Annotated in this window: 6 protein-coding genes; 1 reads left to right on the forward strand and 5 read right to left on the reverse strand. The window is 41.1% G+C overall.

The annotated features are described in order from the left end of the window. Positions 1 to 130 precede the first annotated feature (130 nt). Positions 131 to 3,790: an SEL1-like repeat protein gene (locus tag HKX40_RS00580; protein ID WP_171587623.1), complete on the forward strand. Its 3,660-nt coding sequence runs from the start codon at positions 131 to 133 to the stop codon at positions 3,788 to 3,790. Positions 3,791 to 3,806: 16 nt separating this feature from the next. Here the strand turns inward: HKX40_RS00580 and HKX40_RS00585 are convergent, their stop codons facing one another. From HKX40_RS00585 to HKX40_RS00605, 5 genes are read right to left on the reverse strand one after another with little or no spacing between them, the layout of a single operon-like run. Further along, positions 3,807 to 4,085: an SEL1-like repeat protein gene (locus HKX40_RS00585; protein ID WP_171587624.1), complete on the reverse strand. Its 279-nt coding sequence runs from the start codon at positions 4,083 to 4,085 to the stop codon at positions 3,807 to 3,809. A 21-nt stretch (positions 4,086 to 4,106) separates the two neighbouring features. After that, complete coding sequence (locus tag HKX40_RS00590; protein ID WP_171587625.1) at positions 4,107 to 4,463, reverse strand: hypothetical protein; 357 nt, start codon at positions 4,461 to 4,463, stop codon at positions 4,107 to 4,109. 52 nt (positions 4,464 to 4,515) lie between these two features. Beyond that, positions 4,516 to 6,660 carry a tetratricopeptide repeat protein gene (locus HKX40_RS00595; RefSeq protein ID WP_171587626.1) on the reverse strand — a complete coding sequence of 715 codons (2,145 nt, stop codon included), beginning with the start codon at positions 6,658 to 6,660 and terminating at the stop codon, positions 4,516 to 4,518. Between the two features lie 51 nt (positions 6,661 to 6,711). Further along, positions 6,712 to 9,669: an SEL1-like repeat protein gene (locus tag HKX40_RS00600; RefSeq protein WP_216605119.1), complete on the reverse strand. Its 2,958-nt coding sequence runs from the start codon at positions 9,667 to 9,669 to the stop codon at positions 6,712 to 6,714. A 17-nt stretch (positions 9,670 to 9,686) separates the two neighbouring features. Continuing rightward, positions 9,687 to 12,653, reverse strand: coding sequence for a DUF4062 domain-containing protein (locus HKX40_RS00605; protein WP_171587628.1), 2,967 nt, complete (start codon positions 12,651 to 12,653; stop codon positions 9,687 to 9,689). Positions 12,654 to 12,664: the final 11 nt, after the last annotated feature.

The raw sequence follows: 12,664 nt of genomic DNA on the forward strand, positions 1-12,664 counted from the left end.
TTAGCATCTAGGATGAAAAGTAGGAGTCTATCATTAGTTACTTAAATGATAGAATGAAGAGGATAGAGGCGTAGGAACTGTTATTTGTCGGAGGAGGTAAGCCTATATGATACCCGAATTTAAAATAAACATGACTTTACAATTTAAGTCTCTTCTCCCCTCCACCTCCCCTGCCTTTAAGCGTCGTCTACTGCAATTAAAAAATGCGTATATCATCGCCGAAGAAGAATACCACCAAACCTTAACGTGGCTAGATAATACAGCACTGCCCTTATCAGAGGATATGGAGGCGTTACTATGTTATGCCTATCTCTCTTCTCCCGAGGTACAAGCTAAGGTTGATAAAAATGTTTTTACACCAATGCTAGGAGAAGAAATACTGGCTCACCTACAACACTTGGCGAATCAAGACGTGTCATCTGCCCAATATTATTTGGGGCGGTGTTACTACGAGGGTGCGTCTATCCCAGAGAATAAGCGGCAAGCCTTTCATTGTATGTCATTGTCAGCAGCGCAAGACGAAGCAAGAGCGCAAGATTTTCTAGGCAGTTTGTATAATACTGGTGAGGGTGTTGCCCAAGATAAAGCCAAGGCTATGCACTATTACACCTTATCAGCTAATCAAGGGTTTATAAAGGCTCAATATCATTTGGGCTATATGTACGATCAACGCAAAGGCATGGTGCATAATAAGGTCAAAGCGGTTCATTACTATACCTTGGCGGCTGAACAAGGATTTGCTGATGCACAATTTTACCTAGCCGAGATATATGCTGGAGGAAAGGGTGTCGAGCGGGATCGTGTTAAGGCGATAGAGTACTATACCTTGGCGGCGAAGCAATCACATTTTGGGGCGAGAGAGCTTCTAGCGTATTTATATGCAAAATATGATGACTTGCTGGGATTCAGAGGAGATGTAGACATAGAGCATCTTTTAAATCAGCAGAGTCAACTGAACACCTATGTCACCAAGGCTCGGCAAGGTGATGTGACGGCTCAATATAATCTAGGGTGGTATTTGAGTACGTACAAATCAGAGTATGGTAGCGATAATAAGCTGGCTATTGAATTCTTAACACTGGCAACTCACCAAGGCGATGAGCAGGCGCAATGTTTATTGGGACTTTTATATTGGCAACAAGAATGTCCTCAGGCGATTGCACTTCTCACACCTCTTGCAGATAAGGGGAATATTGTCGCCCTACAAGTGCTTGCCCAAATATACTACAACGGCAAGCTCTGTGTTAAAGATTGGAAAAAAGCTTTTGATTATTTCTCGCGACTTGCGCAGCAAAAGGATAATCCTCGACAAATGTTGATGACGCTTTTGGCAGATGACGATAGTGAACCTACCATATTACTTCGTAACTGTGCGCCTACTCCAGGCCTTGATTATGTGCATTATGCTTTAGGGGTGATGTGTGAAAAAGGGCAAGGTACTGTACCAGATATTGCCAAAGCTGAATATTACTATTTATTGGCGGCAGAACATAAAAATCCTTTTGCTTATCTCGCCCTTGCGCGCTTGTATGAGAAAGGTGCAGGCGTAGAGCAAGATCAAGCTAAGGCGCTGTACTACTACCTGGTTTATGAAAACCATTGCCAGACTTATGAATTTGATAAGGGAATGTGTGGCACTCTCATGTTAGAACTGACACGTTTGTTTTTTCAAGAACCACGCATTATGCGTCATCAGGAGCGTGCCTATCAATATTGTTCACGATATCCAACGTGGAATACGAGAGGTGATCGAGATAAAGAGAATTATGCGCTGATGGAGAGTTATCTCTGTGTGATGTATGAGCAAGGCTGGGGAATTGCCCAAGATAGGAAACGTGCGGCGAGTTTATTAACTCCTCTTTCTCTTGCGAATGTGCAGCGAATACATCAAGATGCACTTCAAGGTTGTGTTTTGTCATTAAGCTATATGCACTATGCGGCGAATAATGGTGTGAGTGCATTGGCATATCGTCTAGGATTGATGTATTTATATGGTAAAGGAGTGGCGCAGGATAATAAGCAAGCGCTGCACTATTTATCACTCGTGAATTTACAGGAGAAGGCAGTAGCGGCATGCTATTTGTGTTTGATGTATGCACGTGGTATGGGAGTTGAGCAGAATCTTGATAAAGCGATGGATTTTTATCGATTTATCCAACCTCAAGAAGTCGCTTTACAAGACCTTTATGATGAGGCGGCAAGAGGGGAGCATTTTGCTATCGCTTTTGTAGATTTTATGGCGCAGCAGCAGATACATCCCTCTCAAGGGGGTTCTCTTTCTGCAAGGGAACAAGCTTTTAGAGAAGAACCAGTGCTTGCCAAGGAATTAGTTATTGCAAAAGAGCAAACCTCGACAGAGAAACAATCCCTTGCAGAGGAGCAAATGCTTGCGGAAAAATTGAGTGAGAAAAATTCGCAGGGCGACCAATATTTTTATCTTCTTGATTCTGTTGCAGACCGCTTTGATGCTTTTGCAATCAAGTACCCTCGTTTTTATGAAGAACAATATAATCAACTATGGGATAAGGGTATTCTTTTTGTGGAGGATTGGGATGATGATGAGAGAATCTTCTGGCATGAGTTAGGTGAGTTCTGCAGTACGTCTAAAACACAGATGTACTACCAACTTCCTCTATATATGTATAATGGCTTAGCCATTGTCGCCTACATCTATTTGCTTTCTGAGGAAAAGGCTGAAGATAAAGATGTTATTTTGAGGTGGTTGCAGTTTATGGCAAAGGAAGGGGAGGCTTTCTCGCAGTTTTTCTTGGCATTATGCTACTGTCATGGCGTGCATATTGAGCAAAATGAGCACAAGGCTTTTTTCTGGATGGAGCAAGCAGCGACAAGAATCTACTTAGCTGTGCATGAGATAGCACGGTTTTATTATGAGGGAATTGGGCATGCAAAGGATGAAGAAAAGGCGATGGCTTTAATAGAAGAGCTCTCCAGTGTGTATGTATTAACTGCCTCATGGTTTAATGCAATTGAAGCTCACAAAAAGCAGTGGAGTCGTAATGAAGAGACAACAGTCCCTCATGATGCACATAACTTTTCTGCTTATTGGGCTACTCGTCAAAGTAAGTTTGCCAACGCGCTGAAAAAAGCTGAGTCGGGGAACTTAAACGCCCAAATGGATGTGGTTGGTTTTTATATCAGAGGAAGTGGTGTTGAAGCTGATTTTGAGCAAGCTATTTATTGGTTAACCAAAGCGCTAGAAGAGCGATGGCCAGATGCACTTGCGAAGGTTTCTTCTCGTATGCAACTTTATGAGCAATGTGGCTTGGTTATTTTGTATGGAATTGATGGTTTTTATAAAAGTCAACTTATTGCTGAGCAATGTTTTGAGAAAGCAGCAGAGCAAGGTTCGGCGATGGCAACAATGTATTTGGGTATGTTGTGCCAACAAACATATCCTTGGAAAGCAAAGCAATTATTTGAGCAAGCATGGGAGAGCTATCATGCTCAAGCACTTGAGGGTTCTGCAAAAGCGCAATACGCCTTAGGGTTTTTATACCTTAATGGTATGGGGTGCCAGAAAGATGTTGAGCAGGCGATGTCTTGGTGGAATAAGGCGATTGAACAAAATTTTGACCTCGCCAAAGCGGCGATGGCTGCTTTGTATAGCGTATCTAATGAAGTGGAGCACGACTATCTTAAAGCGCGGTTTGTTTATGAGGGTGATGTGGACTGCACGATTTCTTTGCAAGATCTGATTTATCACCGCCCTTTCGGATGGGCTGCTATGGAGGATAAGTTTGTGGGGCAAGATGAAGTCATTCCGTTTTAAACATTTCAAAAAGGGTCTATATACTCCTTTGGGATAATCTATTTGTACAGTACATGGCTTCTGCTAAATCACCTTGTTTTCCTAATTCATACCTTTTCGTAAATTCATCAGCTTCCACAAACATATTCGCATCTTTTAAAGAATGAATAATGTGTGGAACAAGAGAATCATCATTCTTATAGGCTTGCATATAATAATCTAATGCCTTTACCTTATCTTTTGTTATGTATTTGCCTGTGGAATACATCAAGCCCAGATTAAACTGTGCGGTTGCATTCCCTTGCTCAGCAGCCAATGCACAATAATGAAATACTTGTTACTTATCTCCTTTGACAAAATCTCCCTCATAATAACATCTACTTATATAATACTGAGCTGCGGCTAGCCCTTGCTCTGCCAGCTGGTTTAAATGCTCCCAGAGGGCTTGGTTATGCGCTGAGACATGATTATCTGCTACTTGATTCTCTTCAGTTTGACTAGTAGGAATAGATAAATAGGTATAGCAGAGGAGGGCTTCACCATGCTGAGATAATGCCGCATCCGGATGCTCTACCCACCCCATTACTTCCTGATATTCCAACTCCCCTATGTTCTTATCTTTATATAACGTTGATAGCCGCTGTTTAAGAGCTTCTGGTGAGACTGCACTTATCCAATTACGTAACTGTGACATAGTATATAACTCCCATTTTTAGGTATTTATATGATATTGGTTAAAACGGATATTATGATGACGTATCTTCTTTTTCTAATTCCTGTAAAAGAGAACGAGCTTCGTCATTACCTTGATTAGCGGCTAGGCTGAGATAGTGTTTTGCTTGGTGTTTGTCTTGTGCGATGCCGTCGCCTTTGAGATACATATTACCCAGATTAAACTGTGCTGTTGCCTCCCCTTGCTCAGCGGCGAGTTGAAAGTAATGAGCCGCTTGTTCTTTATTTTGCTCTACGCCTTCGCCATTGTAATACATATTGCCCAGATTAAGCTGCGCAATCGTGTCACCAATATTGGCTTCATATTCTACTTCGTCAGGACGCTCTACAGCTTGTCTAAACCACTCTTTGGCTTGCTGCTGATTACCTGCTTCTAAATTCTTCACAGACTGCATTAACTGCGCTAGGCGATAGGTTTGTTTTGCTGATTCTACTAAAAGTTTATCCGCTTCCTCTTTATTAGGATTTTTAACTTCTTTACCTACCTCATGTAGTAAAGATAAAACATATTTTGCAATAGCGTGAATCCGAGCTGATTTCTCCAGCCAATCCATCGCTTCTTCTTTTTTTCTCTGCTGCTCATTGAGAGGAAGTTGAGAGTTTAATTGTTCTTGATATGAAGACGCAAATAATTCAAATTGGGCAGTCACCTCACCTTTTTCTGCATTTTGTTGCCTTTCTTCTCTGGCTTGCTGTGGATAATCTTGCCAATACATTTTTTCGAATTCTTTGGCCTCTGCAAACATATTCGCTAATTTCAAATTACGAATAATTTTTGGAGTTAGAGAACCATCATTCTTATAGGCTTGCATATAATATTCGAAAGCCTTTTCTTTATCCTGTGCGACGCCTTCACCTAAGAAATACATACTACCTAAATTAAACTGTGCATGAGCTAAGTTTTGGTTGGTAGCAAGTTGATAATAATATACAGCCTTTTTCTTATCCTGAGCTATGCCTTCGCCTTTGGAATACATATTACCCAGATTAAACTGTGCTTTTGTGTGCCCTTGCTCTGCGGCAAGTTGGTAGTAATGAACTGCCTTTTCTTTATCTTGTACTACTCCATCACCATTGTCATACAGCACCCCTAGCAAGTATTGGGCATCTACATCTCCTTGCTTAGCGGCGAGTTGGAGGTAATGAGCAGCTTTTTCTTTATCTTGTGCTACTCCATAACCATTGGCATATATTTCTCCCAGAAAATATAGCGCATCCACATTTTCCTGCTCAGCGGCGAGTTGGAAGTAGTGAATCGCCTTGGCTGTATCCTGAACAACACCTTCACCCTTGAAATACATCCTTCCCAGACCAAGCTGGGCTGTTACGTCTCCTTGATTAGCAACAAGTTGGCAGTAATGCGCCGCCTTTTTTTTATCCTGTGCGATGCCTTCGCCATAGTAATACATATTGCACAGATTGTATTGTGCATCTACATTTCCTTGCTGGGCGGCAAGTTGGTAGTAGTAAGCAGCCTTTTCTTTATCCTCTGCTACACCTACGCCCCTTTCATACATCCAACCCAGCTGATACTGCGCTATTGCCAAACTTTGCTCTGCAGCAAGTCGGCAATAATGTGCAGCTTTGGTTTTGTCTTGTGAGAAAACCTCGCCATTATTATACATTGTACTTAGATTACATTGTGCATATGCATTTCCTTGCTCAGCGGCAAGCTGGTAGTAATAGAAAGCCTTTTCTTTATCCTGTGCGATGCCTTCGCCTACATGATATAAATACCCCAGAAAGCCTTGTGCTCTTGCATCACCTTGCTCCGCCGCTAAGGCAAAGTAATGAAACGCTTGCTGTTTATCTTCTTTGACAAACATCCCCTTGTAATAGCACATACCTATATAATACTGAGCTGTGGCTAGTCCTTGCGCTGCCAGCTGGTGTAAATGCTCCCAGAGGGCTTGGTGATACGCTGAGACACTATCATCTGTTACTTTGTTTTCTTCTGTCTGGCTAGTAGGAATAGATAAATAGGCATAGCAGAGGAGGGCTTCACCATGCTGAGATAATGCCGCATCAGGATGCTCTACCCACCCCAATACTTCCTGATATTCCAACTCCCCTATGTTTTTATCTTTATATAACGTTGATAGCCGCTGTTTAAGCTCTTCTGGTGAGATTGAGCTTATCAAATTGTGTAATTGCGGCATGGTATATCGCTCCTATCTTGAGTGTTTATCTGATATTGGTTAAAACGGATATTATGATGACGTATCTTCTTTTTCTAGTTCTTGTAGTATGGCCTTGGCTGTGTCACTACCCTGATTGGCGGCTAGGCTGAGATAGTGTTTTGCTGTGGTTTTGTCTTGTGCGACACCATCACCTTCAAAATACATCATTCCCAACGAATATTGGGCATCAGAAAAACCCAAATTCGCAGCAACTCTGTAGCACTCTTTAGCCTTTTCTTTATTTTGTGCTATACCATCTCCTTTGTAAAACATATTACCCAGATAAAATAGCGCTTTTACATCATTTTGCTTAGCGGCGAGGTGGTAGTAAAGGGCCGCCTTTTCTTTATCTTGTATCACGTTTTGTCCATGATAATATATATTGCCCAAAATAAACTGAGCTCTCACATCTCCTTGTTTTGCATCCGCGGCAAGATGAAAATAGTGTCTTGCTTTATCATGATCTTGCATAATGCCATCACCACTTTGGTATATATTTCCCAGATTAACCATAGCTTCGACATTGTTTTGAGCTGCAGCTAGAGTCCAGTAATATATTGCTCTTTCTTTATCCTGCACTACACCTTTACCTTTATCATACTGCTCACCTAAAGTAAGCTGTGCAATCGGATCTCCAATATTTGCTTCATATGCTATTATGGTGGGACGCTCCACGGATTGTCTAAACCATTCTTTGGCTTGCTGCTTATCGCCTTCTTCTAAATCCTTCACAGACTGCATCAACTGTGCTAAGCGATAGGTTTGTTTTGCCGATTCTGTTAAAAGCCTATCGGCTTCCACTTTATTAGGATTTTCAACTTCTTTACCAACCTCATGCAGTAGAGATAAAACATATTTTGCAATAGCATGAATTCGAGCCGATTTCTCTAACCAACTTATAGCATCCTCTCTGCTGTTCTGTGACTCCTGTGGATGAAGTTGAGAGCTTAGATGTTGTTGATATGAAGATACAAACAGTTCAAATTGAGCTATCACTTCTTCATTATCTGCTTTTCTTTGTCTTTCTTCTTTCGCACGTTCTGGATAATCTTGCCAATATAGTTCCTCAAATTCATTAGCTTCTGAAAACATATTCGTTTCTTTTAAAGCTTGAATAATTTTGGGAGCTAAAGAACTATCGCTCTTGTAGGCTTGAGTATAACAACTCCGGGCTTTTTCCTTATCACGCTTCACGCCATCCCCATTTGCATACATATACCCTAGATTAAATTGTGCTCCTACATGTCCTTGTTCGGCAATAAGTTGGTAATAATACGCAGCTTGGGTCTTATCTTGTGCAACTCCTTCTCCATTGAAATACATCTCACCTAGTCGAAACCGAGCACGGGTAGTTATTCTTTGCATTTCTGTACCTACGTCCTTATGCCTTGCAATGAGTTGGTAGTAGTGAAAAGCCTTAGCTTTATTTGGCATAATGAGTCCACCACCTTCATCATATAACTTGGCAAGCGTATCTTGAGCATAGATAACATGATTATATGTATCTCCTTTTCTATCTGCTACCACGTGAAGACAATACAAGGCCTTTTCAATATTTTGCGTTACTCCACCTTCTCCATATAAAAATGTATTGAAAAACCTCATCATTGTGGCATAAGGAAAAAAACGGTGCTTAGCAGCGAGTTGATAGTAATGAAGAGCTTTTTCATAATCCTGTTTTATTCGGTCGTTACCGTAAAGATAGGCAGAAGCCAACCACTCTAGTCCTATCTCATCACCTAACTCACCCAAATATATAAGTGAGTCGATATGGTTGCTCTTATGATATTCTAGCTTTAACGCGAACAATGCCTTCTCATATCCTTGCTTGGCAGCGAGGTAGTAGTAATGAGCCGCTTTAGCTTTATCCTGTGGAACGCCTTCGCCTTTGGAATACATATTACCCAGATTGAATTGTGCTGTTTTATGTCCCTGCTTAGCAGCGAGTTGGTAGTAATGTGCAGCCTTGGCTTTATCCTGCTCTACACCATCGCCATTGTCATACATCCAGCCCAGATTAACCTGTGCAGTTGCATATCCTTGCTCAGCAGCTTGTCGGTAGTAATGTGCAGCCTTGGCTTTATCCTGTGGAACGCCTTCGCCTTTGGAATACATATTACCCAGATTGAATTGTGCACTCGCATCCCCTTGCTCAGCAGCCTGTCGGTAGTAATGTGCAGCCTTGGCTTTACCCTGCTCTACACCATCGCCATTGTCATACATCCAGCCCAGATTGAATTGTGCACTCGCATCCCCTTGCTCGGCAGCGAGGTAGTAGTAATATGCAGCCTTTTCTTTATCTTGTGTGACACCATCGCCATTGTCATACATCCAGCCCAGATTGAATTGTGCCCTCGCGTATCCTTGCTCAGCAGCGAGTTGGTAGTAATGCACTGCTTTGACTTTATCCTGTGGAACGCCTTCGCCATTGTTATACATCCAGCCCAGATTGAATTGTGCCCTCGCGTATCCTTGCTCAGCAGCGAGTTGGTAGTAATGTACAGCCTTGGCTTTATCTTGCTCTACCCCTTCGCCATTGTCATACATCACGCCCAGGTTACACTGTGCTTCTTTCAATCCTTGCTCTGCGGCGAGGTAGTAGTAATACACTGCTTTGGCTTTATCCTGTGCTACGCCATCGCCATTGTCATACATTCCGCCCAGATTGCATTGTGCACTCGCATCCCCTTGCTCGGCAGCGAGGTAGTAGTAATATGCAGCCTTTTCTTTATCCTGTGTGACACCTTCACCATTGGCATACATCACGCCCAGATTAAACTGTGCAGTTGCATATCCTTGCTCAGCAGCGAGTTGGTAGTAATGTGCAGCCTTGGCTTTATCCTGCTCTACACCATTGCCGAAGTAATACATCACGCCCAGATTGCATAGTGAAACTGCATTTCCTTCCTCTGCCAGCCATTTAGATACATGCTGGATAAGAGTTTTTGAAGCAGATTGGCTTAAATTACGCAATAATTTCTGAATCATAGTGCCTTTTCCTCTCATTAAACAGCGTAAAGCATAAGCTGTAATAGGCTTTTTTGGAAGCGTTTTAAATCAAAGTCGGCAAATCGTGAGGTATCCTTTTTCTCTAATCGGAGATAAAGGTAAGTATGCAAATAAATCTCTGCTACTTTAAGGTAATGAGCCAACTCTTTACGAGAGAACCTTAACTCATTAAAGTGTACAAATTCTGTTTGTGTATCCAGCATGGTTTGGTGATAATATTCAACCGCCTTATAGAGCTTATCATCAACATGTGCAAAACTTGCAGCCCCAAAGGCGTCATTGTTATTCGCTTTATCCAATGGGTAGTTTTGGAAAGGCACTATAGATAAGGCAACACGTGATTTGTAATACTCATTAATCCAAACACGTTCATGCTGCCCATCTTCGGTTAAGGTATTACGCGCTTGGTCTTCTTCGGCTTTTTGCTTAAAGAGTGCTAATTTATCCTCTATAAAGGCAATGCTTCCGCTGTGATGCTCTTCTTCTGTGCGCTGTGCATAGTGAATGGCTTCTTTGTTATATAGTTTGAGCCATTGTTGTTTAATGGTTTGAAGCGCATTGTCTATATTGACTTCTTGCCCATCATAAAGTAGTGCGCTCAGGTAGTGGAAAATCATCTCCCAAGTACTGCGAAGATTCTCTTGATATTTCTTTTCGACGGCACTATTAAACTCGCGATGGAAAAAGTTTAATAACTCTGCTTGCTCAGATTGAACCCGTTTTAAGAAAGGCAGTAGTGCAAAGAATAAGCGACTCCAGTACACGTTGGGCATTTTCTGCACTTGATCTTTAATATTCTGAGAGCAAACACTATTAGCCAAACCAAGAACAAATGCATTATCTGTTCCAGCATACCTAAAAGGGACATCTAATAAGGTGCGTATTTGATACTCGCTTAGACCCTCTTTGGTTTTTGCAAACCAGCATAATACACGACGCACTAGTTCTTGCTCATGGTGATATTTCTTCGATAGATTATCAATAAAATGTTGAACCGCACTTTGATTGCTATCACCAAGTGCATCTTCAGGGGGGGCATACCAAGAAGGCCAGTTCTTCACTTCTTGATGAATAATCTTGATAAAGAATGGCGTATTGACGTGCTGGTATTTCCGTGCAATAAAGTCTTTTTGTGCTTTAGTTAAGGTGCGTTGCTTACCTAGCCATAAAGAATATCCACCTGGAGTTGCCTTTTCGTCAAGTAGTTTATCAAGTAAATCTTCCCAACCATCAAATGCTGGCATGGCAAACTGTTGAGTTCTGTTTTTTAGTTTTTCGTAGTACTTGGTATCCTCCTTATAATTTTCATCCTTTAAGGCACTGATAACAACCTTTACGTGGGCTGGCAATGATGCAGGGAAAATATCATCTAAATAGTGAAGAGTATCTTGGGATAGATTTAATTGGTCTAGGGCATCAATAAAAATAACGCATGGATTTTTAATTTGTCCAAAGGAGCCTGAAATATTTTTACACGCGTCTTTCATAGAGGTGTCAGATGACAATGTAAAAGGGATGCCTGCCTCCTGAAAAATTGACTCGAATAAACTAAAAAAAGAGGATGAGGAGGCAGAAGCACCTACAAAACGAGTAATAATTTTAAGCGAAGGTTCTTGTTCTGCGTGTGTTGTAGGCGATGCTTTATTGTCTTCAGAATTTTGGAGAGGGACTGTTTGAATTTTCCTTAACTCATTATCTCTCAAGGATGCATTCAGATTTTCTGAAATGAAAGCCATCAACGCGGATTTACCACTACCGGAGGAGCCGTAGAGAAGGATTGGCTTATCTGCATCAGAAGATTTAACTTTATCCTGAATTTTTTCTCGAAGATTTCTCAGATTATTTGTTTCTACATAGGAAGCTATTTTCTCTTTAGCAAACTTTTTATGGATGTCAGTCTCACTTTTAATATTTCGGGTGATAGATTCTCGTAATTGCTGCTTGATACGCTCTTGAATAAACTGTATTAAATCATCCTCTAAAATAGAAAGGTAATCAGTTTCTTGTATTGTTCCTACTGTATTGGTATTATTGACAACGGCCTCATGAAGAGTCATCCCTTCTTTTTTTATTTTCTCCAAAAATTGAGTAGTACCGCTATCTCTTTGAGCAGAAGAATGGCGACAAAAGATAAACACATTATCTTTATACTGTTTTCCTGGTACTCCATATAGGAATTCAGCTTCTGTTGCAGATGTGGTGTAATACTTTTTCTTTTCATCAGTAAAATCACTTGCATCCAGTGCAATAGTCAAAAGTGCCCGGAGTACACTTTCAATAAATCTCCAGCGCCCAAAAGAATCAGACGATTGATACTGTTTTGCTCTTTCTCGTAGTCGATAAGCCACAGGTATTTGGTTCTCATCTTTTTGATACCATGCGCGTAAAAAATCAACAGAATCCGTAAACGATTGCTGTGTATCCCTAAAAGCACGTTCTATTTCATCTAACATAGTCTGTGTTAAGCCAGGCTCTTGTCTTAAACTTTTCAAACTATCATTTAGTATTTGTTGAAACGATGACGGTTTAATCAAAGAAGAAAGTATCTCAAACTCATCCTCTTTGATAAATGTAGGTAAAGGAACCCAGCCGTACCTATCACCTATCATTAACATAAAATTAGGGTAGGGATATTCGATACACCGTTGCACTTCGCTTAAACAAATTGCCATTGTTTGATGGTCTTTCTGCGCTTCTTCATTAATCCCCCAACGCAAATCAATCGGTTGGAACTCTAGTTGTACTTGATTAGAACTGAATTGAATCGGGGGCTCCATCAAACGCTGACGTTTAAATTCATCTTGGAGTAGTTGATTTATTTCTTGCTTGAAATCCTCCAACTCAAAAACTCCTTGCTGGCAAAAATTATCAATGGCGGGAAAAACTTTTTCGTGCAATATACGCCGCTCATTCTCAAAATCACTAAATGTTGATGATACAAAAAAACGAAAAGTAAGGCGCATCGTTATCTCCT

The organism is Pelistega europaea (assembly GCF_013133775.1).
Lineage (GTDB): Bacteria > Pseudomonadota > Gammaproteobacteria > Burkholderiales > Burkholderiaceae_B > Taylorella > Taylorella europaea.